The 22,399-nt window shown below is 32.1% G+C and carries 29 protein-coding genes and 1 pseudogene; 21 read left to right on the top strand and 9 right to left on the bottom strand.

Features of this window, described 5'->3' with window-relative positions; all coding sequences use genetic code 11:
- The 18 genes and pseudogenes from COL05_RS18470 (at position 1) to COL05_RS31925 (ending at position 14,203) form a co-directional block, all read left to right on the top strand.
- Positions 1 to 1,209, top strand: a complete 1,209-nt coding sequence (locus tag COL05_RS18470) for a hypothetical protein (RefSeq protein ID WP_098669652.1) — start codon at positions 1 to 3, stop codon at positions 1,207 to 1,209.
- Positions 1,210 to 1,274: 65 nt separating this feature from the next.
- Positions 1,275 to 2,270 carry a tyrosine-type recombinase/integrase gene (locus tag COL05_RS18465; RefSeq protein ID WP_180233465.1) on the top strand — a complete coding sequence of 332 codons (996 nt, stop codon included), beginning with the start codon at positions 1,275 to 1,277 and terminating at the stop codon, positions 2,268 to 2,270.
- The gene (locus COL05_RS18460; RefSeq protein WP_098669650.1) at positions 2,263 to 3,204 is read left to right on the top strand and encodes a hypothetical protein; all 942 of its coding nucleotides are present in this window, start codon (positions 2,263 to 2,265) and stop codon (positions 3,202 to 3,204) included. Before COL05_RS18465 ends, COL05_RS18460 begins: the two co-directional genes overlap by 8 nt.
- Before the next feature lie 2 nt (positions 3,205 to 3,206).
- Positions 3,207 to 4,040, top strand: a complete 834-nt coding sequence (locus COL05_RS18455) for a tyrosine-type recombinase/integrase (protein WP_257152578.1) — start codon at positions 3,207 to 3,209, stop codon at positions 4,038 to 4,040.
- Positions 4,041 to 4,129: 89 nt separating this feature from the next.
- Positions 4,130 to 4,450 carry a hypothetical protein gene (locus COL05_RS18450; protein ID WP_098669648.1) on the top strand — a complete coding sequence of 107 codons (321 nt, stop codon included), beginning with the start codon at positions 4,130 to 4,132 and terminating at the stop codon, positions 4,448 to 4,450.
- Between the two features lie 66 nt (positions 4,451 to 4,516).
- A complete protein-coding gene (locus COL05_RS31430; RefSeq protein ID WP_180233464.1) occupies positions 4,517 to 4,669 on the top strand; it encodes a hypothetical protein in 153 nt (50 codons plus the stop codon).
- A 444-nt stretch (positions 4,670 to 5,113) separates the two neighbouring features.
- Positions 5,114 to 5,386 (top strand): annotated as a pseudogene (locus COL05_RS18445) (glutathionylspermidine synthase family protein); the annotation flags it as partial.
- 216 nt (positions 5,387 to 5,602) lie between these two features.
- Positions 5,603 to 6,403, top strand: a complete 801-nt coding sequence (gene aacC / locus COL05_RS18440; RefSeq protein WP_142337557.1) for a BA2930 family N-acetyltransferase — start codon at positions 5,603 to 5,605, stop codon at positions 6,401 to 6,403.
- A 12-nt stretch (positions 6,404 to 6,415) separates the two neighbouring features.
- Complete coding sequence (locus tag COL05_RS18435; protein ID WP_098669646.1) at positions 6,416 to 7,105, top strand: phosphopantothenoylcysteine decarboxylase domain-containing protein; 690 nt, start codon at positions 6,416 to 6,418, stop codon at positions 7,103 to 7,105.
- Positions 7,106 to 7,242: 137 nt separating this feature from the next.
- On the top strand, positions 7,243 to 7,716 hold the full coding sequence (locus COL05_RS18430; protein ID WP_142337555.1) for a tetratricopeptide repeat protein: 474 nt from the start codon (positions 7,243 to 7,245) through the stop codon (positions 7,714 to 7,716).
- Between the two features lie 12 nt (positions 7,717 to 7,728).
- Positions 7,729 to 8,778 (top strand): hypothetical protein, encoded by a 1,050-nt coding sequence (locus COL05_RS18425; RefSeq protein ID WP_098669644.1) that lies wholly within the window; start codon positions 7,729 to 7,731, stop codon positions 8,776 to 8,778.
- Positions 8,771 to 9,256, top strand: a complete 486-nt coding sequence (locus COL05_RS18420; RefSeq protein ID WP_098669643.1) for an NUDIX hydrolase — start codon at positions 8,771 to 8,773, stop codon at positions 9,254 to 9,256. Before COL05_RS18425 ends, COL05_RS18420 begins: the two co-directional genes overlap by 8 nt.
- 155 nt (positions 9,257 to 9,411) lie before the next feature.
- Entirely contained in the window at positions 9,412 to 9,924 is a 513-nt protein-coding gene (locus COL05_RS18415; protein ID WP_098669657.1) for a ribonuclease FAU-1 family protein, read from the top strand.
- Positions 9,925 to 10,101: 177 nt separating this feature from the next.
- On the top strand, positions 10,102 to 10,857 hold the full coding sequence (locus tag COL05_RS18410) for an ABC transporter ATP-binding protein (RefSeq protein ID WP_098669642.1): 756 nt from the start codon (positions 10,102 to 10,104) through the stop codon (positions 10,855 to 10,857).
- 15 nt (positions 10,858 to 10,872) lie between these two features.
- Positions 10,873 to 11,859, top strand: coding sequence for an aliphatic sulfonate ABC transporter substrate-binding protein (locus COL05_RS18405; RefSeq protein ID WP_098669641.1), 987 nt, complete (start codon positions 10,873 to 10,875; stop codon positions 11,857 to 11,859).
- Positions 11,860 to 11,875: 16 nt separating this feature from the next.
- Positions 11,876 to 12,724, top strand: coding sequence for an ABC transporter permease (locus COL05_RS18400; RefSeq protein ID WP_098669640.1), 849 nt, complete (start codon positions 11,876 to 11,878; stop codon positions 12,722 to 12,724).
- Positions 12,725 to 12,800: 76 nt separating this feature from the next.
- A complete protein-coding gene (gene ssuD, locus COL05_RS18395; RefSeq protein ID WP_098669639.1) occupies positions 12,801 to 13,913 on the top strand; it encodes an FMNH2-dependent alkanesulfonate monooxygenase in 1,113 nt (370 codons plus the stop codon).
- 197 nt (positions 13,914 to 14,110) lie between these two features.
- Positions 14,111 to 14,203, top strand: coding sequence for a putative holin-like toxin (locus COL05_RS31925; protein WP_001289320.1), 93 nt, complete (start codon positions 14,111 to 14,113; stop codon positions 14,201 to 14,203).
- A gap of 228 nt (positions 14,204 to 14,431) precedes the next feature.
- Here COL05_RS31925 and COL05_RS18385 read toward each other — a convergent pair whose 3' ends face one another.
- A complete protein-coding gene (locus tag COL05_RS18385) occupies positions 14,432 to 15,253 on the bottom strand; it encodes an HNH endonuclease (protein ID WP_098669638.1) in 822 nt (273 codons plus the stop codon).
- Between the two features lie 149 nt (positions 15,254 to 15,402).
- Between COL05_RS18385 and COL05_RS18380 the strand changes: the two genes are divergently transcribed.
- Positions 15,403 to 16,488 carry an AI-2E family transporter gene (locus COL05_RS18380; RefSeq protein ID WP_000837888.1) on the top strand — a complete coding sequence of 362 codons (1,086 nt, stop codon included), beginning with the start codon at positions 15,403 to 15,405 and terminating at the stop codon, positions 16,486 to 16,488.
- A gap of 241 nt (positions 16,489 to 16,729) precedes the next feature.
- On the opposite strand, the gene COL05_RS18375 is transcribed toward COL05_RS18380, so the two are convergent.
- Genes COL05_RS18375 through COL05_RS18355 form a run of 5 tightly spaced genes read right to left on the bottom strand, consistent with a single transcriptional unit; the run spans position 16,730 to position 17,545 of the window.
- Positions 16,730 to 16,870: a YrzI family small protein gene (locus COL05_RS18375; protein WP_088321443.1), complete on the bottom strand. Its 141-nt coding sequence runs from the start codon at positions 16,868 to 16,870 to the stop codon at positions 16,730 to 16,732.
- Between the two features lie 25 nt (positions 16,871 to 16,895).
- Positions 16,896 to 17,036: a YrzI family small protein gene (locus COL05_RS18370; protein WP_075307518.1), complete on the bottom strand. Its 141-nt coding sequence runs from the start codon at positions 17,034 to 17,036 to the stop codon at positions 16,896 to 16,898.
- A 25-nt stretch (positions 17,037 to 17,061) separates the two neighbouring features.
- Complete coding sequence (locus COL05_RS18365; RefSeq protein ID WP_098669637.1) at positions 17,062 to 17,205, bottom strand: YrzI family small protein; 144 nt, start codon at positions 17,203 to 17,205, stop codon at positions 17,062 to 17,064.
- Positions 17,206 to 17,233: 28 nt separating this feature from the next.
- Positions 17,234 to 17,377 (bottom strand): YrzI family small protein, encoded by a 144-nt coding sequence (locus tag COL05_RS18360; protein WP_048525995.1) that lies wholly within the window; start codon positions 17,375 to 17,377, stop codon positions 17,234 to 17,236.
- Between the two features lie 27 nt (positions 17,378 to 17,404).
- Positions 17,405 to 17,545: a YrzI family small protein gene (locus COL05_RS18355; protein WP_000156179.1), complete on the bottom strand. Its 141-nt coding sequence runs from the start codon at positions 17,543 to 17,545 to the stop codon at positions 17,405 to 17,407.
- Between the two features lie 440 nt (positions 17,546 to 17,985).
- Between COL05_RS18355 and COL05_RS18345 the strand changes: the two genes are divergently transcribed.
- Together COL05_RS18345 and COL05_RS18340 are read left to right on the top strand one after the other, a co-directional pair.
- Positions 17,986 to 18,579 (top strand): DUF4825 domain-containing protein, encoded by a 594-nt coding sequence (locus tag COL05_RS18345; protein ID WP_098669636.1) that lies wholly within the window; start codon positions 17,986 to 17,988, stop codon positions 18,577 to 18,579.
- Between the two features lie 226 nt (positions 18,580 to 18,805).
- Positions 18,806 to 19,306, top strand: coding sequence for a 2'-5' RNA ligase family protein (locus COL05_RS18340; RefSeq protein ID WP_098669635.1), 501 nt, complete (start codon positions 18,806 to 18,808; stop codon positions 19,304 to 19,306).
- A 15-nt stretch (positions 19,307 to 19,321) separates the two neighbouring features.
- Here COL05_RS18340 and coaW read toward each other — a convergent pair whose 3' ends face one another.
- The 3 genes from coaW to COL05_RS18325 all read right to left on the bottom strand — a co-directional run bounded on the left by coaW (position 19,322) and on the right by COL05_RS18325 (position 21,899).
- Positions 19,322 to 20,152, bottom strand: a complete 831-nt coding sequence (coaW, locus tag COL05_RS18335) for a type II pantothenate kinase (protein ID WP_098669634.1) — start codon at positions 20,150 to 20,152, stop codon at positions 19,322 to 19,324.
- A gap of 92 nt (positions 20,153 to 20,244) precedes the next feature.
- A complete protein-coding gene (locus COL05_RS18330; protein ID WP_098669633.1) occupies positions 20,245 to 20,643 on the bottom strand; it encodes a 3-hydroxyacyl-ACP dehydratase FabZ family protein in 399 nt (132 codons plus the stop codon).
- A 56-nt stretch (positions 20,644 to 20,699) separates the two neighbouring features.
- The gene (locus COL05_RS18325; RefSeq protein ID WP_142337554.1) at positions 20,700 to 21,899 is read right to left on the bottom strand and encodes an LL-diaminopimelate aminotransferase; all 1,200 of its coding nucleotides are present in this window, start codon (positions 21,897 to 21,899) and stop codon (positions 20,700 to 20,702) included.
- Positions 21,900 to 22,399: the final 500 nt, after the last annotated feature.

The raw sequence follows: 22,399 nt of genomic DNA, 5'->3' as shown, positions 1-22,399 counted from the left end.
ATGAATCTTTTTGAGAAAAATGTGGAGTCATATAAAAATCATCTGAAAAGAATTGTACAAGATCAAGAGGTTGTTAACCTTTTATTAGATTTCTTAAAAGAAAAAAGAACAGATATTTTATTACTTGAAAATAATGAAACATCGTATAAGATTAATTTAAAATCATGGGTACAGACATTTTCGAACATAGGCATGAATGAATTATCTTGGAATGAAATGTGCAAACAAATACAACGATGTGGAAATGGCTTATCTGAAATTAGGGGAGTCTATGGTTTTGCGTATGAAACCCAAAGAATTCTTGATCAAAATTCGGATTATTTGAAAGAAAATCAATGGATATTTACGGAGAAATTGGGCGGTAGTAAACCTAAAACTATATTTTTTGAGGATTCCGAACCACTGAATTTACAGAAATGTACGGATGGAGTAAAGACAACCTTTTTGTATTTGCATTGTCATAATCATTTCATCAGAAAATTACTAAGAGAATTTATAGACACGCTTAAATTTACAGAACAAAGACATACTCGTATACGAAAATTTATATATAGGTTTGAACAAAGCTTTATGGTTTTGTCTGCATTTCCACAGAAACTTGTAGATTTTAATATAGATACATTTAAAAAACAATATCGCTTTTTTCGTAATTTAGATCTATCAAATAACAAAGGACGTTATGCTCGTTTTTTAGTTAATTTCTATATATTTTTATGTCAAAAATATGAGGTGTTTTCTTTAAAAGATGATATCAATAAACACATGCTATTTCGTCCGGATTTTCACAATATATATGCGAAAGGATTTAAGGTTGTATATGCAAATAAATTAAATGAAATTCCTATTTTCCCTAGATGGATAGTTGCCCTAAATGGTGAAGAAAAAGGAAGTACTGTAAAAAGACATAATGAGTATTTTTTAGTAGACTTTCTAAAAGTAAAAAATGTAAGGCTTAGATATTTGTTAAAGCATTGGTTTTGGCATTCTGAACTAAATATTCATACGAAATCTAAAGATATATATAGTCTGTTTTATTTTATAAAGTATATTCAAAAGAAAATAGATTTTAATTATTCTTGTACTACATTAACAGAAGTGAATTCAAATAAAAAAATGATTTTTATAGCTGAAAATATTGCTGCTTTCCGCTTATATCTCTTATATGAGTATCAAAATAACAAATCAATAAATTCGCACATATATATATAGTTAAAGATTTTTTAAAACATATATCAAAATATGAATTAGAAAATGTAGAGACACATTGTTTTGAATTGTTAAATCAAATTGAAAAAGGAGAAGCAAAACCTAATCCAATATTGAAAGAAGATTTAGATAAAATCATTTTTGAATATAAGGAGAAAGAGAAAAAAGGGGAGCTAAAGTATAGATTATATTGGATAATTTTGTCACTTAAATTGACAACTAATTTAAGAATCAATGAAATTTTAAGCATTAAAGTGAAAGATATAAAAAGAATTAATGATAAAAATGTTCTAATGGTGTTGAGAAAATCAAAGGGTAGAGAAAAGAAAAAATATTATCCTAATCAATATGTAATGAAGCTAATAAATTTAGCAGTTGAAATTACAGAGTTCCTAAGGAATGGAAATAAAAATGATAAAAAAATAAATGAATACGTATTTCTTAACACCTCTATTAAAGGAGGAATAAGAGTCATTTCGAGGGATGTATTTTATCGTGATTTTAGGAGAACTATTAAAAATTTAGACTTATCTCAAAGTAATTATACTGTTTATAACTTAAGAGATACTTTTATGAACAACATTTTTGAAGAAGGTAAAAAACAAGGAGTTAATATATTTGATATTCATAAGGTGACGGGACATGCACATATGGAAACTACAATTAAGCACTATAGAAAAAGTAATATTCAAAATTACTTAGAGGCAATGTTCTATATTAAGTTAGATAATGTAATTGTTAATGGAACGGTAGTGGAAAATCCTAGAGAGAGTATTTCTAATGAAATCCATTCTTTAAAATCTGTAACAGTACGAAATGAAAATGGGTATTGTGAATCAGGAACATGTATTGCAGAAAAAGATTTAGATTGTTTAATGTGTCCTAATTTTATAACGACTTTAGATCGAATTCCATACATAATTAAAAGTATAAAACAGATAGAAAAAGATATTAAGCAGAGTGTTTATGATGAGAAAGACGAGTTAATACATATAAAGAAACTATATGTAGCATATCTGAAAAAACTGTACGAATTAAAAGAGGAGAGATCAAAAAATGCCTAAAGAGGTTATTAATTTTAATGGGTTACAATGGTATGTTGATGAGTTAGAGGGGCTATTTGTTAAACCAGAGATTAATCAGATGAATTTAAAGAATATCTTTAGGTTACCATTAAAGAATAAAGAGATATATTTCAATGATGATATATGGGATTTTTTTGATCCAGTTACAATAATAATAGGAAGGCATAGTGATTATAATTTTAATTTTTCGGAAGTAGTAAACTCATTCAAAACGTATGCAAAACAATATATATTAGAATTAATTTTGATAAAGCTTTTGAGATTTTCCACAATAAAAAGACGTTATATGTGTTTAATGAAATTCATGAATTTTTTGAATGATAAATTGATAGATGATTATAAATTATTTTCACATTCTCTTTTTAAACAATATATAGAAGAAGTATGCAAGAATGTATCAGAAAGTTCAAAATCTTTTCAGATAAAAGTTGTGGTGGCGTTTTTAAAAAAGATCGAATTCTATGATAGAAAAGTGAATTTTAAATATATTTATAAATTCTTATTATCGACAATTAATCAACAGCGAATTCAAGCTGAAATTGAAAATAGAAAAACTACCTTAATTCCGGAGGATATTTTAAATTGCATTATAAAGGCGGCATTAGATAGTATTTTGGATGATAATCAAGACAAGATATCAAAAAGAGCTGCATGTATGATTGTACTTTTATCTCAAACTGGTATGAGGGTGGGGGAATTGAGATTACTAGAAGCAAATCAAATTGAAGAAGTAAATATTTTTAATGGAAATGAAAAGGTCTCATATTTGAAATTTATTACTTATAAAACCATTACAGGAGAATCTTATGCGTGGACAAAAACCTTTTTAACGCAACATGCTTTATTGGCATATAATACGCTAGTAGAAATGACTAAAGAGGACAGAAAAAGGAAAACTCATCTTATTTGTTAGGGGTGTATGTTAAAAACGGTAGATATAAGGGAAGACCGTTGGAATCCCAGTGTATACGCAAAGCATTATTTAATTTTGTTTTGAAAAATAAGGATAAGATTCCCTGTTTAAATCTATCATTAGATGAAAATGATAATTTCAAATCATTGTCTGTTTATGATATTAAGAAGTTTCGATACTCTCCTCAAGCATTGATAAAAGGATTAGAAGATACTGATATTGTATACTGTCCTCTTCCGCACCAGTACAGGGTTACTGTTTGTACTAAATTGTATGAGCAAAATGTAAATTTAGACTGGATACGAGAGCATATGAATCATTTAAGTTTACATATGACACAACACTATATTAGGGAACAAAATAAATATGAAAATCAAGTGAAAGAAACTCAAAAAAAAATAAGAAAGATAATTGAAGAAGAAAAAACAATTCTCAATTCTGATAAAGAAGTTGAAAAGGCGTTACATAGAAAAATTAATCTGTTTATTAAGAAAAACGATTTAAATGTTAGTATTGATGTAGCAGAAATAATTGAAGAATTAAAAGGAAACTCTCCGATTAGAGAAAAGGAACAAGGGTATTGTATAAAAAGTAATTACGGAAGACAATGTCCTAAAAATTTAGAGTTAGATATACCAGAAATTTCTCCTTCGCACATTGTAAGTTTTGAATTTTTGGATATAACTTATAATAGGTATATGAAAATAAAAGAAATTATCATGTACAATCAAAATAATGGTTTTATTGTTGAGGCTGAACGAGAGAAAAAAAGATTAGTTCGGTTAGTGGAAAATTATTTGTTACCTGAATTGGAATATTTATATAAAGAGATATAACAAAGAGGGACAGAGCATGTAATAAAGGAGAACCCGGAATTATATAGCATTGCAAATTCATTTGTAGTGATAAAAGAGGAGGTTTTAAAATGGATATAATAAAAGTAATTGAAATGAAGTTAGAACAATTAAAATTACCTCAATACAATATTTTAAAACCTAATATCCAACAGTATTTACTAAAGATTGAAACAATAGTACAGCAAAAAGAAATGAGCAGAAAAGTTGCTGTGCAAGAATATCGCAATGGGAAAATTAGTGTAAATAATATTGTAAAAGATATAGGTATATCAAGACAAACAGTATATAATAATCCGGAAATTTTAGAAGCATATATTTTATATTGTATAAGCATGCAAGAAAAAGAGGATGTTTTTGTAAAGGGGATGGATAATAAAAATAAAATTTGAGAACTCGAAGAAACTATATTTTATTTACAACAAAGGGATGTAACAATTGAAAATTTAAAAATTCATTTGAAAGAGTATGAAGAAAGAATAGCGGTACTATTGGATGGTTTATCAAAACAACAACAACAAAACAGTGCATTAATACAAAGAATCAAGGAATTAGAGAAAAAAATTATAGTCAACAACACAAATACCATTGGATTATATGATGAAATTTAATGTTATTGATTGAGTATAACGAACGAAAAAAGTTGAGTTTAATAGGCATCGTTCAGTGTGATCTATTGTTGTATATGTTTATTTCATAAGTAATAGCATAAATCTACAGTTTGTCATCATAAAAGTTCCATGTTTTATTAATGTAGCGTGAAACAATAACAAAATTTGTCCTGCGAATATCTTTATGAATGCAATATCATCATGCAAGTTAAACTTATAAATTGAAAATTACTACAAAATCGGTATCTGCTATAGTAGTGCATATGATACTATAAATATACAGAGAAGCATGAAGAAATAACATGTGAAAATAAATAGATGAAATTAAAAATTTTATTTTTAAATATAAACAGTTGTCTAATCCCTAAAAACTATCATTTGGCTCCTTAATTCGTATTAAATCAATAATCTGAGCTAATTAGACAATTAGTTAAGTTCCTATAATTTGGACGTGAAGGCGGAGGGGTATCTATATACGAAAATGATGAGCTTTTAGCAGAAGATAAAACAACGTATTACTTTGAACAGCGGAAAATATATCAGCAATACATAGAAATGCCTGACTATACAATTGATACATGGGATGGTCCGTATACTGGTAAATTATTAATTGGTTCACACTGCATTAGCGGGAGAGCCGCAGGGTTATTTTTACGTGTAGGTGAGAAAATAACGGGGAACTTATCGATGTTTACAGGGGTTACAATTGAGGGATAAATGAAACAAAGAGCTCATCAGTTTTGATGGGTTCTTTCGTTTATAGAGTGTTCTTATTTTTTTGATGTAACGCCTTCATCGTTCTTCTTTAGTTATATAAAACCAATATATTACTATTTTAATGTGTTGATAAAAACGATTAAGTTAAAAATTAAGAAAAATATGATAATATATGTATGTAGTAGTTTAAAACAAAATGGGGGAACAATCGTGAAAATGAATGACATAGTGGCAAGTACGCCATTGCCAAATACAATTAAAACAATTACAAATGATTTAAGAAAATTAGGGTTAGAAAAAGGAATGACGGTTATTGTACATTCTTCGCTAAGTTCTATTGGTTGGGTAGCAGGCGGAGCAGTTGCGGTAGTAGAGGCATTAATGAAAGTGATTACAGAAGAGGGAACCATTATTATGCCAACGCAATCTTCAGATTTATCTGATCCGAAACATTGGTCAAGACCACCTGTACCTGAAGAATGGTGGCAAATTATTCGGGAAAACGTACCAGCATTTGAGCCGCATATAACACCAACAAGGGCAATGGGGAAGGTAGTTGAATGTTTTCGTACATATCCGAATGTAGTACGTAGCAATCATCCATTAGGAAGTTTTGCTGCATGGGGAAAACATGCAGAAGAAATAACGATGAATCAGTCACTATCAATGAGTTTAGGAGAAGAGTCTCCATTAAGAAAAATATATGATTTAGATGGATACATATTATTAATTGGTGTTGGATATGACTCAAATACGTCTGTACATTTATCTGAAGTACGTTCTGGTGCATGTGAGTTAATAAAAGTAGGAGCGCCTATTATAGAAAATGGTGAAAGAGTTTGGAAAGAGTTTGTTGATATGGATTACGATTCTGATAAGTTTGTAGAAATTGGTGTAGCGTTTGAACAAAAGGCAACTGTAACAAATGGGAAAATAGGAAACGCAAAGTGTCGTCTTATGAAACAACGTGATATAGTTGACTTTGGAACAGAATGGTTTCGTAAGAAAAATAAGTAAGGGATGGTTACTATGAAGGGGAAAAAGGTATTAATTACAAGTGGTGGTTGTTTAGAAAAATGGGACCAAGTGCGTGGTCATACGAATATGGCAAAAGGAACAATAGGAAGAATAATCGCCGAAGAGCTTATAAATAAAGGGGCACATGTTATATATTTACACGGTTATTTTGCGGAGAAACCGAACGATATAAATAATCAATTGGAATTACACCCATTTGAAGGAATTGTTGATTTACAAGATAAAATGAAGAGTATAATTACGCACGAAAAGGTCGATGCAGTTATTATGGCAGCGGCTGGATCAGATTGGGTTGTAGACAAAATTTGTGATCAAGATGGTAATGTTCTTAATATGAATGGAAAAATTTCTAGTGATATAGCACCAATTATTCATTTTCAAAAGGCTCCGAAAGTATTAAAACAAATAAAAGAGTGGGATCCAGAAACGGTACTTGTTGGATTTAAACTTGAAAGTGATGTGAATGAAGAAGAACTGTTTGAAAGAGCGAAAAATAGAATGAAAGAAGCTAAGGCGAGTGTAATGATCGCAAATTCACCACATTCTTTATATTCGCGCGGAGCCGTACACTATGTAATTGGACAAGACGGTAAAGAGAAGTCGTGTAATGGGAAAGATGAAACAGCGAAAGAAATTGTCAAAAGGTTAGAAGTACTATGTAATCGTGTTATCACTTTATAATTTTAAGTATTTGGATAAGAGTAAATCCGCATAGCATATAGAGAGAAGCGAAACTTTAATTTATGGGAATTTTACTTTTGCACAAACGTTAACCATTTAAGATGGATACATAGCATAATTGGTGAGGAGTGGATTCTATGGAACATTTATTAAAGCAAGCTATTAAACTAAGAAATGAAAAGAAATATGCGCAGTCCAAAGAGATACTTATCGGATTAACAAACTTTACGCGAGATGCAGAAGTGCTTTTTCAATGCGCTTGGATACATGATGTAATGGGACTTGAAACGGAGGCTGTGCCGTATTATGAACAGGCAATTGCAAACGGTCTTGATGGTGAGTCACTTTGCGGAGCGTATATCGGTCTTGGCAGTACATATCGCTGTATAGGTGAGTATGACAAAGCGATTACTGTTTTAGAAACAGGTTTGCAGCAGTTCCCGGATAATGACGTGATAAAAGTATTTTTATCATTAGCAAAATATAATGTAAACGATCATGAATCCGCAATGAAATTATTACTTGAAACAGTCGTAAAAGTAGAGAGAGTAAAAGAGTTTGAGCGTGCTATTTCATTTTATAAAGATCATTTAGATGAGGTTTTAAAATAAGAGGGTGAACGTATGAATGTCGCATTATCACGAAGGCGAAAAGGTATTTGGTTTGGACTAATATCTTTCATCTTATTATCAAACTATGTATTGTATGCCCTTCCAATTGTACCAGCTGCTCCGAAAGAAGTAGTACTTGGTTCCTTGCTAGATTGTATGTTTGTAATTCCGGTCATTACGTATTTCTTTATCATTCGGAAAAGATACTCATTAACGTATTTATTTCCTGTTGTAATAGCTGGTTATATATTTGCAAGATTTATTATTCCAAGTGATTATTTTCAAGATTTTTCATACGTTTCTTATGTTATAGTGGCGGGAGAAATTGCATTTGTATGCGTAGAATTATTCCTTCTATATAAAATTGTTAAAATGCTACCTAACATAATACAAAAATATAAAGAATATAAAAGAGAGTATTCTTCATTTTCTTATGCAATTGATGCAGCGTTTGATGCTACTATGAAAAGAAATAAATTAGTAGATGTCATTGTAACAGAGTGTAAGTTAATCTACTATGCATTTTTATCGTGGCGTGTAAAAGTACCAGAAGGTGAATGCGTATACTCATATTACAAAAAGACAGGTGCAATAGGTGTGTATATTATGATTATCCATGCAACCGTAATAGAAAGTATCGGTTTTCATTATTTACTTCATCAATGGAACCCAGTAGTAGCATGGATTTTACTTATTTTAAACGTATACGCAATGTTTTTCTTTTTAGCTGAAATACAAGCAATGCGAAGAAATCCAATTATTGTTGCGGAAGAAAAAATAATCATTCAAATTGGATTAGGAAAGAAAATTGTTATACCATTTACAAAAATTGATAAAATTGAGTTTTATAAAGGCGAACTTTTAAAGAAAGAGAAAGAAGTTCTTGACGCAACCGTTATGGAATTTATAAAGGAACCTCCGACATTTGAAATAACACTAAAAGGGTCAGTGAAGGCGCAATTGTTATATGGATTTTCTAAAACAGTAAGTCGTGTTCACTTAAATGTTGATGAGGAACGGAAGTTTTATGATGCAGTTATGGAGAAGTTGAAGCGTGAATAATTTTACTAATTTTCATCGTGCGTTTAGGGTGTACGGCATTTGTATCGAAGACAATAATTTATTAGTAATTGATAAAATTAAAGGTCCATATAGAAATCGGTATGATTTACCTGGTGGTAGTTTAGAAGAAGGAGAGTCATTACTAGCTGGACTTCATAGAGAGATGAAAGAAGAGACTGGGTTGAAAGTGAAGGTAGTAAAACAAATAGGTACAGTTGATTTTCAATTCCCATCAAAATTCAAGGAGTACACACATGTTCATCATATCGCAGTTTTTTACTTTGTTGAAAGGTGTGAAGGTGAATTCAAAGTACCGGAACAATTTGAAGGTCAAGATTCAATAGGAGCTAGATGGATTCCGGTAGAAAGTATTACTGAAGATAATTCATCTCCTCTTGTATGTATTGCTGTAGAGTGGTTAAAAGAATCTAAGTTTCGTTTGGAAGTAAGGGCATATAAATTATGGGTTATAAAATAATGATACAACTGGGAGTTCCTTCTAACTTAGAAGGAGCTTTTTTGTGGGAAAGAAAATGAGATTATATTAATAAAACAAGAAACGAATTCACTGAACGGCTTCTTAGTGGAAAAAGGGGTATAATGAAAGAACTACAACTAAAGGGGAATTTAAAAATGAGTTGCTTACATACGTTAGGGATTGAAATTATTGAAAGGAAAATTCGCTATGATGCTTCAACTGTAGATCATGCTTGTTTATTAATAGAAACGCAGCCAGATAAAATTGTTTTGTATCATGAAGTACAGTACTCTTTTACTATGACAGCAAACGATACGAAGTTAACGATCCCGAAAGGAAGTTATACAGTTGCATATTACTGGGGAAATCGCCCATATAATTTATACGTTTGGAGAGATCAGGGTGGGAGTTATCTAGGTTCTTATTTTAATATTGTAAAGAATACATGTATAACGGATGAAGTGGTATCCTTTGAAGATTTAATTGTTGATATTATGGTACTTCCAAGCGGAGAATTTTTCATATTGGATGAGGATGAATTACTTGAACCGTTAGAACAATTTGAAGATGGATATGTAGAAAAAGCTCTTCATACAGTATTGAATACAATACAAGAGTTGCTTCCAAACATCATTATAGAAACTGCTACTATTTTTAAAAATAAATAAAGTTTAATAAAACCTAGTTGACTTATCGGAAATATTTGTATAATATGTAGTTAATTCTATAACGTATAGCTGATTGGAAAAACCAAAGGCATTTCATNNATGAAATGCCTTTGGTTTTTTTATTATATAAATAATGAATCTGTTCATTTAGATGAATCATTTCAAGGAGGAGAAGTAGTGACTGTTTCAATTGAAGGGGTTTCAAAATATTTTTCAAAACAAACTGGTACGGTTCAAGTATTAGAAGATATTAATTTTCAATTAGAGAAAGGGGATTTTGTCACTGTAATTGGACCGAGTGGTTGTGGGAAAAGTACGCTTTTGAAAATTGTTGCAGGATTAGATAACGAATTTGAAGGTAAAGTTATCATCGATGGGGAGAAAATCGTAAAACCAAGTAAGAAACAAGGTTTTATTTTTCAAGAACATCGCTTATTTCCATGGTTAACAGTTGAAGAAAATATTGCTGCAGATTTGTCGTTAAAAGGCAAGTACGTAAAAAATAAGGTAAAGGAATGGATTGAAATCGTTCGATTAGACGGCTTTGAAAAATCTTATCCGAAAGAAATTTCGGGCGGGATGTCACAACGTGTTGCGATTGCGAGAGCTTTATTAAGAGATCCGAATGTATTATTACTTGATGAACCATTCGGGGCACTTGATGCTTTTACTAGAAGTCATTTGCAAGAAGTACTGTTGAACATTTGGGAGCAGAAGAAAACGACAATGTTATTTGTCACTCATGATATTGACGAAGCGATATACCTTTCAAACCGAATTATCCTCATGAGTGCAAAGCCTGGAAAAATACATAAAGTGATTGAAAATAATTTATCTTATCCGCGTAGTAAAACTTCGGAGTCATTCCAAGAAATTCGAAAGAAAGTATTACAGCAGTTTGAACACGGGGGATTAATTCAAACAAGTATATAGGAAAAGAGTGAGTATATGTATAAAAAAATTAAAGTTCTTTCTTTTGCAGTAGCTATTTCTTTATTTTTATTTGGATGTGAAAAAAGCACAGCAAGTAGTAAGAAGGAAGATGTAACAGTACAAATTGGTATTCAGCAAGGGTTAAGTCCACTATTACTAGCACAGAAAAAAGGATGGCTTGAAGAAGAGTTTAAAAAAGAAGGCGTTAAAGTGAAATGGACAGAGTTCCAAAGCGGACCTCCTTATTTTGAAGCAATCGCATCAAATCGATTAGATTTTGGTGAAGTTGGCAACTCCCCGGTTATTTCCGCGCAAGCAGCAGGTATTGAATTTACCGAAATTGCTAATACCAGTTATGCAAGGAAAGGAACTGGTATTCTAGTACAAAAAGATAGCAAGATTACAAGTGTAAAAGATTTAAAAGGTAAAAAAATTGCCGTAGCAAAAGGGAGTAGCGCGTTTAATTTATTATATCGAGCATTAGAAAAAGAAGGTATCAATGCGAAAGATGTAAATGTCATTCAACTGCAACCAGATGAAGCACAGCCAGCATTTGAATCAGGATCAGTAGATGCATGGGCCATTTGGGATCCATTCATTTCACTACATACGTTAAATAAAGGAGCAAAGGTTATTACAGATGGTGAACGATTAAAGGTTTCTTCACCAGAGTTTTTAATTGCAAGAACAAAGTTTGCGAAAGAGCATCCACAATTAGTTGAGAAGTTTCTCAAAGTTTATGAAAAAGCTCGTGTATGGCAAGAATCAAACTTAGATGAGGCGATAAAAATATATACTTCTGCAAAGAAAATAGATGCTGACATTGTAAAAGAAGTGTTTAATCATGACAAACCAATTTTAGTTCCAGTAACGAAAGAAATAATAGTGGAACAGCAAAAGACAGCGGATTTTCAATATAAACTCGGTTCTATAAAGAAAGAAATCAAGACAGATAAAGTTGTAGATAATTCTTTCGTAGAAAAAGCAGTAAAGGTGAAATGAAAAGAGGTTTTGTAAATTGGAGAATACGAAAGCTATTATGAAAAGGGCGAGTATAACGATTAGAAAAAATAATGTAAAGAAAGTGCGAAAGACGAATGTGAAAGTGGTAGTAAGAGCGATTATGATACCGATTATCGTATTAAGTATTTGGCAGTTAGCCGGAGTGTTCGGTCTAGTTTCTAAAACAGTATTACCAACACCTTTAGATATATTTCTAGCTTTTCAAGAACTTATAAAAACAGGAGAGTTATTCGGTCATTTAAACATTAGTGTGTTTAGGGCTGCGGCTGGCTTCTTTATCGGCGGGAGTTTAGGCATTATTTTAGGGACGATTGTTGGGTTTTCAACGAGAAGTGAGCAATATTTAGATCCGTCTGTACAAATGTTACGAACTGTACCTCATTTAGCTGTTGCACCGCTTTTCGTATTATGGTTCGGTTTTGGAGAAACATCGAAAGTATTATTAATTGCAGACGGTGCATTTTTTCCTTTATACGTAAATGCTTTTTTAGGAATACGGGGTGTAGATTCAAAATTATTTGATGTTGCGAGAGTGTTAGAGTTTAGTAAAAGAAAATTAATTACGAAACTAATTTTACCGGCGGCATTGCCGAACCTATTGCTTGGAGCAAGGTTATCATTAGGAGTTGCATGGGTGAGTTTAGTAGTAGCAGAACTTATGGGATCTACAGAAGGTATTGGTTATATGATTATGGATGCAAGGCAATTTTCAAATACAGACATTGTATTTGTTGGCATTATTATCTTTGCGTTCGTTGGGAAGTTTTCTGATTCACTCGTACGTTTACTAGAGGTGAAGTTTTTAAGATGGCGAGATAATTTTAAAGGAGAGACAGGGAATTAATATATAAATTATTAGGGGTAATTTATATAGAGTGTTTTAGTGGATTTTTCAAAACAATTAAGGGGTGTGTAATAGTATGGAATTGTTATGGTTTATTCCAGCTTATGGAGATGGTCGATATTTAGGAACGACAAAAAGAGGAAGAGCAGCTGAATATGGTTATTATAAACAAGTTGCACAGGCAGCTGATTATTTAGGATATACGGGAGTGTTACTTCCAACTGGTCAAGGTTGTGAAGATCCTTGGGTATTAGCATCGGCACTTGCCGCTGAGACTGAGAAATTAAAATTTTTAGTAGCAGTTAGACCAGGACTAATGTCACCGACAGTAGCAGCGAGGATGGCATCAACATTTGATAGAATTTCAGATGGGAGGTTACTTATTAATGTAGTAGCCGGAGGAGATCCTGTTGAATTGCAAGGTGATGGATTGTATCTTGAACATGATGAAAGGTATGAAGCAGCGGATGAATTTTTAAAAGTTTGGAAATCGACCTTACAAGGTGAAACGATCTCTTTAGAAGGAAAACATATTAAAGTTACAGATAGTAAAGTCGTATTCCCGCCAGTTCAAACACCGTATCCACCAATTTATTTTGGCGGATCGTCTGCGGCAGGTAAAGAAGTTGCAGCAGAACACAGTGATGTATATTTAACGTGGGGAGAGCCACCAGAGCAAGTGAAAGAGAAAATAGAAGAAGTAAAAAAACTTGCGGAAGAGAAGGGGCGTAACGTACGGTTTGGCATTAGGTTACACGTAATTGTAAGAGAAACAGAGGAGGAGGCATGGGAAGAGGCTGAAAAGTTAATTCAATATGTAGATAATGAAACGATTGAGCTTGCTCAAAAAACATTTGCAAGATATGATTCAGTCGGTCAAAAACGGATGACACATTTAAATAAAGGTACGAGAGAGTCGCTAGAGATAAGTCCTAACTTATGGGCTGGCATCGGGCTTGTTAGAGGTGGTGCAGGTACTGCCCTTGTAGGAGATCCGCACACAGTAGCAGAAAGAATAAAAGAATATGAAGCGTTAGGAATTGATACGTTTGTTTTATCAGGATATCCGCATTTAGAAGAAGCGTATGAGGTGGCAGAACTGTTATTTCCTTTATTGAAAGAGGAAAAGAAACAAGAAACTAAAATTGTTGGTGAAATGATAGCAGATGCTTATGCATTAAAAAAATAGTGAGGATTACAGTTTCACCTATGTTTTGCTTCATTTTGTTTATTGTCTGTTAATACGTGATAAAGAAACCCGCAAGTATTTCACTTGCGGGTTTTCATCGTAAACTATTAGAAAATATGGTAAAATTAAATAGTAACTTAAGGTACGGTTGGTTGTTCAATTATCACTTCTCCAAAGTAGGAGGGGGGTGATAATACGTGAGTGAAATAGCGTTGCTACTGCAGGGTGGACTGTTTCTCGTTGCATTGTTAACGTTCGTCGTCGTTTTAATAGACAAGCTCAAAAAATAACAACCCACCTATGCCAATAGAATGTGGGTTGTTTTGTTTGTAAGAAACAAATAGGATAAATGAACAATCCAATCTGCTAAGTTACGTGGACTAGTGTGTAGCCGCACACTAGTCTTTTTTATTTATATACAATTAATAATTAGTTTATGTGATTGTATTGTTCTTTTCATACTTATTATAACACAGTGTCTTTTCATCAAGAAAGGAGACCGTATGTTCTGATTTCGATTAAATAGAAGGAGTTTTTTCTTTAAATAGCCCATCCATATATTCTTTTAAAGTTTGGACATAAAATTCCTGCTTACTTACATTATTTACACCGACAATGGGTGATGGAAGTTCATATCTCTTTTCTGATAAATGAACGACAACATCAAAGATATCAAATAGACGAATGAAACAAAATAGGCCATCTTTATCACTTAATAAAATAAAGTAATGGTTTTCACTATTTGTATTTAATGTATTCCATAAAGAACTTTTACTTAAATCGCGCACAATGCTCTTTTCTTTTAATTCCATGAAATCGGAATTTGATAGAATATTAGAAATATCAATCGCATCTGGATCTTCAAAATAGCCATCAACGGCTTGTACAGCGAATGTATAAGCCATTTTTAATACACTCATTTTATACTTACGGTTATCTAAAAGTAATTCACGTTGAATAGAGCTAGCTACTTTCGTTACACGTTCTTCTTTCCAAATTTCGTTATGTAGTGAAATATCGTGCTTTTTACATAGTTTCATAATTAATGCATTGGAATAAAGTATTTCATCACTTACTTCAACAACATCAGTCTCAGCTGCCGCAAGTTCTTCACCATGCTCATTCGTATACAGGGGAGAGTCAATTTGTTTTTTCATTTGCTCAATCTTATATTGACTTAATTTATGCCGAATTAAGGGGCGATCAATATTTGTTGTCATTTGTTCATGACAAGTATCACAAATTGAGTTTGTGAAATAATATCCACATAATATTTCTGGGATGACATATTGTTCACTAAGTTCTTTCGTATCTTTTCTGCAAATGATGCATTGTGTCATTTTTATCACCTTTACCTGCAAATTTGTATGTAATCTCATTGTAGTGTATTTATTGGTATTTTGGAATATTGTAAAGGAAAATATTATGTGAAATTCTTGCTTATTTTGGTACAATGAAGTGAAGTGCTAGTTTAAAGGAGGACGTTTTTTTGAAATCGAAAGTGCACTTTTGGACATTAGAAGTGCTAATGGTTGTAGCGATCATATTTATTTGCACAAAAATATCGTTTCTATTTCAACCAATTGGTATCTTCATATCAACGCTGTTTTTCCCAATCTTAATCGCGTTATTTTTATACTTCATATTTAATCCGGTGTTAGTCTTTTTAGAGGAGAAAAAAGTACCTAGAAATTTAGCGATTTTACTGTTATATCTTTTTATCATAACATTAACTGCGGTTGGCGTTGGGGTAGTTGTTCCAACGATCTCACAACAGCTAATGGATTTGGTGAAAAATATGCCAGGCTATATAAAAGAGGGAAAACTATACATACAAGATTTATCCCATCATAGATTGTTTGAATGGTTATCTACACAAAACTATGTTTCCATTGAAACAATTGAAAAAAATGCAATTGAATACTTAAAGGATATACCAAACACGATTACGTCGAGTGCAACGGCTTTATTTGGTATTATAACGAACGTCGCATTAGTGATTTTCACAGTACCGTTCATTTTATTTTATATGTTTAAAGATGGACATGCGTTTCCAGGAAAAGCAGTAAGTTTATTACCAGAGTCATACCGTGAAGAAGGGCTTCGTATCATTAAAGAAACGAACGAAACATTATCTGCATATATTCAAGGGCAAGCGCTCGTTTGTATATTTGTAGGTGCTTTTACTTTTATCGGTTATTTAATTATCGATTTACCGTATGCTTTCGTTTTAGGAATTATAGCAGCATTTACAAATATCATTCCTAACTTAGGTCCGTTTATCGGTGCAGCACCAGCTGTTATCGTAGGTCTGTTCGTATCTCCGATGCAAGCGTTGTACGTAATTATTATCGTAACAATTGTACAACAATTTGAAAGTAACATCATTTCACCGCGTATTATGAGTTCAAAATTAAATATCCACCCGTTAACAATTATTATTTTAATTTTAGGGGTAGGTAACTTTGCGGGAATTATCGGAATGATTTTGGCAGTACCAGTTTATGCAGTAACGAAAACAGTTGTATCAAACTTAGTGAGACTGTTTAAGACGAAACGAAGTAATCGAAAATAATATATGTTGAGAAAGATACACCGCTTTTTTAGTGGTGTATCTTTTTGTTTGCTAATCAATGTTAAAAAGTGTATTGATGCAATTTTATTATATATTTATTGCATATCAAATGTAGCGAAAAATTCGTATGATATAGCCTCGTAAAACTATGTGGAATCCCTCTTAACTATCCAAATCATTTCCTTACAACGTGCTATCAACATCATAATCGACTCCTTTCAAGTTTTATATTTTTAAAGGATTATAGGTGAGAGTAGTATTTGCTTCTACGATCTCGAATTTCGTCTATAACCTGTTTGTATTGTTGCTCTTGTTTTAATTCAGCTTCAGAATAGTTTTTTTTCTGAATTGTAATTGTTAAAAAGAAAAGGTGAAACTTCATAATACATTCCTCCTTTCGAAAGGAATTATAGATGGCTACAGTAGTGACTTTGGCGTTCTTTTACATCTTCCATAGCTTTATTAATTTGATAATCATGCAATATTTCACTGTCGGAGAACTTAGTTTTTTGAATCGTAATGGTTAAAAAGAATACTTTAAATTTCATTTGTTTTTACCCCTTTAAAAGTTATTTAGAAAAAACGGCTGTAATAAGAAGCTTGACGCTCTTTCACTTCGTCCATAATAGATTGAATGTGTTGCTCACGCAAAATCTCATTTTGAGAAAGCTTACGTTTTTGAATCGTAATGGTTAAAAAGAATGCTTTAAATTTCATTAGGGAATTGCTCCTTAAAAATATATTTTTAATACATATGTGTATAATATGAACTTTTAATGTCAGTCATTTTATCAGTTAGTTGTTTTATTTGTTGTTTACGATTGATTTCAGCTTCAGTTAAAGTATTCTTCTGAAGTACAGTCGTAAAAAAGAAAATATGAAAAGTCATAAATGAATTCCTCCTTTCGAAAAGGAATTACATGTGATCACAATAAAGTGCTTGGCGCTCCTTAACATCATTCATAGCTTTTTCTATTTGCTCATTATGAAACATTTCATCTTTAGAAATTTTATTTCTTTGAATCGTAATACTTAAAAACAATACGCTAATAGTCATCGAATGTTGCTCCTTTCTTAAAAAAATGATGTAAGAGGCTAAAAAATCGCACAAAAAAGCCACAGGAAGATATAGTTCTCCTATGGCAGGGCGTGAAAAAGCCACAGGAAAGTATACGACCTCCTGTGGCGAATTTATGAATTAATCGAAATAGTGTACGATTTTCAATTCTCCATTAGGGTGGTCGAATTCATATTTAATTGTCCGAAAAACAAAGGTGCAGTTAACGCTAAAGTTAAAGCATGTAATTGTAATTTCATCATTTCCTTCGACCTCCTTTTAGAATATTTTTCTTACGTTAGTAATTATATACAATTAATGGATAATTGTAAACGAAAAAAATGAAAATTTTTAATTTTGATTAAAATACGTATGTTTTAAAGGGTTTTGAGAAGATGTATTGTAATTAACGAAATATCGATAAAAATGGGGGATGCTAAATGAAATATATGCATCGTAATGTAGTTGTTATGCTAACAATTTTTTTATTTATTACTGCTTGTTCTAGCGGAGAAAGAATAAAAGAAATATGTGATGTGAAACCTGGTGACTTTAAGAAATATGCTGGAACATATGTTGGTAATAACTCAGATGTGGTTGCAATTGTTAATCATTTACCCGGTGGTGATACATTTCAAAGTATTAGTTTAGAGAATGAAAGTATAAAGGTGTACTATGGTGCAAAAGGAAATGGAACTCTGACAGAAGACATGGTTGAGACGTATTGGTTTGATGGTAAGGATACGATGGAGAAGAATTTTCTCTTTAACATTACTTATCTAGCAGTTCTAGTACCAAATGCAAAAGGTTACGAGTTTCAAGTAGAAAATAAAAAATTCATGATAAAAAGAGAAGAAATACTATCAATTCTGTATGAAAAATTTGATGATTTTCCAAAAGAAAATGATATATGGGATAAAAAGAAAGTAGTAAAGTTTCTTAACGAAAATAACGAAGAAATTACAATGCTTATGAATGATAAAGAGTTTAGGAAGGCTTTATTTGTAAAGTATCCAGTACAGCAGTTGAAATGATGGGAGGAAAATAGGTGGAGTTAGTATATAAAATTACTTATCATCGAATGCAAGATCATTATTTACATAAGTTAGTACAGGCAATTAGCTCCGTTAGTGAAGAAGATAAGAAAAAACTTTTCTTTTGAGAAGTTTTTTCTTTTTATATGTAATTGAAATCATTTGTTGAAGTGCAAGCTACCATACAATATGATGAATATAAAAAGAGAAAGTAGGGGATATAAAAATGCGCACAATTTTACTTTTTCTAAACGACATGTCTATTAATGAAATTGAGGACATTAGGAAAAAACATGATCCTTTATTTGGTTTAATCCCACCGCATATTACAGTTATATTCCCATTTGAAAGCTCGATTTCAAATGATGAACTGAAGTTACATATTTTAAAATTATCAAAAAGGATACAAGAGATAGAAATTAAATTTGCGAATCAAATTACAGGTGAAGGGGAATATTTGTTTTTACGAGTTGAAAAGGGGAAAAAACAAATAGAAGAACTACATGATTTGCTTTATACAGGACCTTTAATACAATTTTTAAAAGGAGATATTCCATACATACCGCATGTAACAGTCGGGAGAAAAGAAAGTGCTGAGTTAGCTACTGAAGCAGCTAAGGATATTCATAGTTTCCCTGAAAAGTTACAATGTGTAATTGATAGAATTAGTGTAGAAAGAATTGGAGAGAACGGGGAATCAATTATTGAATTTGAAGTACCGTTGTAAAAAAGCTGACAAAAGTCAGCTTTTTTGATTCGTAACATAAAGTAAAGCACCAATCGCACCGCTATTATCACCATCTTGTAAAAAAATAGGTGTTTTATTTTGATATTTTGTGTAGCTCCGAATAATATTTTGAAGGTGTACGTTATTACATAGAGTGGAACCGATATAAATAATATGGTCAATGTTTTTTGTTTCGGCGAATTGTAGGCTTAATGCAGTAACGACTTCACCGACGAGTCCTTGTACAGTAGCAAGTATGTCTGAGCTATTATATTTTGATTCTGAAATAGCGGCTTTACCAAAATTGCTAGCAGTTAAGCTATTATCAATAGGAGAGAGAATACCACCGTAAATATCTCCAACCGTAATATCTAAATCTGTTCTAGAACCTACTTTTGTTAAAGGAATCACATCTTCAAAATGATCTATATTTGTTAATAATTTTGAAAGCCCCATAATAGTACCACCACCAACACCGGTTCCACCAGCACGAACATATTTGTCATTATACACGTAATGAATGGAAGTACCTGTACCAATATTTGTTAAAATGAAGTTATTTATATCATATTTCTCTTCTTTTAATATGTATCGTACACCTACAAGAGTAGCTTCAAATTCGTTTAGTTCTACTATTTTATATGAGGGGGAAAGTAGTTGCTGTAATTGTTTTGCTTTACCACCTGTAATACATATTTGTTTTATACCAGCATTTTTCTTAAGCCAATCTATTATTTTATTTTGTTTATTGGAATGAAATTTTTGAAAAGTTAATTGTTTTCGTTCGTTCAAATAAGCAATTTTCGTTAATGTTCCTCCAGCATCGATACCGATAGTACTTTCCATTTTCCTGCCCCTAACCAAGTTATTTATTTACCCTGTTCATGTTAGTAAAAAGAATTTGCAGGAGATAGATCCCCTGTAGGATTACATCGTCTCTATTCTGCTTGATATATTAATAGCTTTTCTATCGTTACAATCGGCTGATCGTTTACAGTTGCAGTACCTTTACCGAGAACAAAACCTCGGCGATTACGAGTTAGCTCATAATGTAAATCCAGTTTATCACCGGGGTATGCTTTTCCGTGGAATTCAACCCCATCTAATGAGGAGAGGAAGCCTAGTCCTTCAGAGCCACTCGCATGTACAAATGCACTAAGCTGAGCAAGTGCTTCTACAATTAACATATGAGGCATATGTTGTTGACTATCATTTATAAACCACTCGTTATTTGTAATGAGTTTATATCCTGTAACGGACTCACCATGTTTTACATTTGTTACGTTATCAATCATTAAAAATGGATAACGATGGGGAAGTGTGTCTGTAATATGCATATGAAAATACCTCCAATGAATAATACCCCTGCTACAGTTAAGCAGGGGAGTTATCATTAATTTTTAACTAATTCATTTACTTTTTCAAGAGAAAAAATACCGCTATTTCTAATGTTTTCAACAACTTGTTGTAACACTTCTTTATCTTGAACAAGTGCAATACGTACAAAGCCTTCTCCGTGAGGTCCAAATGCATGACCTGGTGTAACAACGACATTCGCACGATCCATTAATGCATAAGCGAAATCTATAGAAGTCCAGCCTTTCGGAATTTCGGCCCAGACGAACATACTACCTGCTGGCTTATCGACATTCCAGTCAAATGTGCGGAATCCATCAACTAAAGTGTCTCTACGTTCTTGATAAATACCGCGATTTTTCTCACAGAACGAAGCGCCATTTCTTAGTGCCGCTGATGCTGCTTTTTGAATTGGTAAAAACACTCCGTAATCTGTATTAGATTTAAATTGTGTAAGCGCGCCAACAATTTCTTCATTACCAATCATATAACCAATACGGCTACCTGCTAAACTATAACTTTTTGACAAAGAGTTTATTTCTACGCCAACTTCTTTAGCACCAGGTACAGAGAGGAAGCTAATTGGTTTTTTACCATCAAAATAAAATTCAGCATAAGCAAAATCATGGACAACGATAATATTATGCTTTTTCGCAAATGCGATTACCTCTTTAAAAAAATCTTCATGAGCCATTGCTGGGACGGGATTCCCTGGGAAGTTTAAAATCATCATCTTCGCTTGATCGGCGATTTCTACAGGGATCGCATCTAAGTTAGGTAAAAAATCATTTTCTTTCTTTAAAGGCATGTAGTAAGATGTTGCTCCAGCCATTTGAATTCCTGTTTCATAAGCTGTATATCCTGGATCAGGAACTAGTATAATATCTCCCGGGTTCGCATAAACCATAGGTAAATGAACAAGTCCGTCCTGTGACCCCATTAATAATAAAACTTCTTTATCAGCATTTAATATAACGTTATGAGTGTTGTTGTAATATTCAGTTACAGCTTCGTGAAATTCTTGAATACCACTTAAAGTGTATCCATAGCTTTCTTTTTGATTTGCTGTATGTACCATTTCTTCTCTTACGAAGTCAGCAGGTGGCATATCAGGATTCCCGATACTTAAATCAATCATTTTGTGACCTGCTGCAATTTTTTCTTTTTTATAAGCTCCTAATTCACTAAATATAGAAGATTGGAATGCTTTCATTCTAGTTGCTAACGTGTAAGTCATCAAAACCCCTCCTAAAAACAGTGTTTTCTATCTGCATTTTTAATTATTCTGAAAACACATGGTTACATTTTATCATTTTTTTATGAAAATTAAAATGATTGACAAATTTAGAGGAGGGTTAGTCTTTTTTGAAAGGGGAGCTGCAAATAGGTACCGGTTAACAGAACTGTCTATTATATCTTTTTAGATGGTTTAGGATATTTTGTAGTTTTTGTTAAGTATATCCCGCATATTTTGGATGAAAAAGAACACGAAAACGAGGCCTAATATACCACTAAGCCAATAATATGAATTTCCTGTCGTGAATTTTTCATAAAATGAAAGTCCATTCCATAGGATTAGGATAATGGAACAGATTGTTGATACAATTACTGAACTTAAACTTCTCAAAAAAAGCACCTCACATTAAAATATTGTTATTATATAATGATACATTTAAATTTAAAGATTTAAAAGGGGGAAAATATTTTGAGTTAGCTTTGTAAAATAAAGTGAAACTT

This window comes from Bacillus sp. AFS059628, assembly GCF_002571225.1.
Taxonomy (GTDB): domain Bacteria; phylum Bacillota; class Bacilli; order Bacillales; family Bacillaceae_G; genus Bacillus_A.
Note: the sequence above shows the minus strand (reverse complement) of the source record. Positions and strands in the feature narration are given on the sequence as shown.

Bases quoted from the DNA above. Each gene is read 5' to 3' on its own strand.
- COL05_RS18470 (WP_098669652.1), top strand. From the start codon at position 1: ATGAATCTTTTTGAGAAAAATGTGGAGTCATATAAAAATCATCTGAAA.
- COL05_RS18460 (WP_098669650.1), top strand. From the start codon at position 2,263: ATGCCTAAAGAGGTTATTAATTTTAATGGGTTACAATGGTATGTTGAT.
- COL05_RS18450 (WP_098669648.1), top strand. From the start codon at position 4,130: ATGGATATAATAAAAGTAATTGAAATGAAGTTAGAACAATTAAAATTA.
- aacC (WP_142337557.1), top strand. From the start codon at position 5,603: ATGAATGACATAGTGGCAAGTACGCCATTGCCAAATACAATTAAAACA.
- COL05_RS18435 (WP_098669646.1), top strand. From the start codon at position 6,416: ATGAAGGGGAAAAAGGTATTAATTACAAGTGGTGGTTGTTTAGAAAAA.
- COL05_RS18430 (WP_142337555.1), top strand. From the start codon at position 7,243: ATGGAACATTTATTAAAGCAAGCTATTAAACTAAGAAATGAAAAGAAA.
- COL05_RS18425 (WP_098669644.1), top strand. From the start codon at position 7,729: ATGAATGTCGCATTATCACGAAGGCGAAAAGGTATTTGGTTTGGACTA.
- COL05_RS18415 (WP_098669657.1), top strand. From the start codon at position 9,412: ATGAGTTGCTTACATACGTTAGGGATTGAAATTATTGAAAGGAAAATT.
- COL05_RS18405 (WP_098669641.1), top strand. From the start codon at position 10,873: ATGTATAAAAAAATTAAAGTTCTTTCTTTTGCAGTAGCTATTTCTTTA.
- ssuD (WP_098669639.1), top strand. From the start codon at position 12,801: ATGGAATTGTTATGGTTTATTCCAGCTTATGGAGATGGTCGATATTTA.
- COL05_RS18385 (WP_098669638.1), bottom strand. From the start codon at position 15,253: ATGACACAATGCATCATTTGCAGAAAAGATACGAAAGAACTTAGTGAA.
- COL05_RS18375 (WP_088321443.1), bottom strand. From the start codon at position 16,870: ATGAAGTTTCACCTTTTCTTTTTAACAATTACAATTCAGAAAAAAAAC.
- COL05_RS18370 (WP_075307518.1), bottom strand. From the start codon at position 17,036: ATGAAATTTAAAGTATTCTTTTTAACCATTACGATTCAAAAAACTAAG.
- COL05_RS18365 (WP_098669637.1), bottom strand. From the start codon at position 17,205: ATGAAATTTAAAGCATTCTTTTTAACCATTACGATTCAAAAACGTAAG.
- COL05_RS18360 (WP_048525995.1), bottom strand. From the start codon at position 17,377: ATGACTTTTCATATTTTCTTTTTTACGACTGTACTTCAGAAGAATACT.
- COL05_RS18355 (WP_000156179.1), bottom strand. From the start codon at position 17,545: ATGACTATTAGCGTATTGTTTTTAAGTATTACGATTCAAAGAAATAAA.
- COL05_RS18345 (WP_098669636.1), top strand. From the start codon at position 17,986: ATGAAATATATGCATCGTAATGTAGTTGTTATGCTAACAATTTTTTTA.
- COL05_RS18340 (WP_098669635.1), top strand. From the start codon at position 18,806: ATGCGCACAATTTTACTTTTTCTAAACGACATGTCTATTAATGAAATT.
- coaW (WP_098669634.1), bottom strand. From the start codon at position 20,152: ATGGAAAGTACTATCGGTATCGATGCTGGAGGAACATTAACGAAAATT.
- COL05_RS18330 (WP_098669633.1), bottom strand. From the start codon at position 20,643: ATGCATATTACAGACACACTTCCCCATCGTTATCCATTTTTAATGATT.
- COL05_RS18325 (WP_142337554.1), bottom strand. From the start codon at position 21,899: ATGACTTACACGTTAGCAACTAGAATGAAAGCATTCCAATCTTCTATA.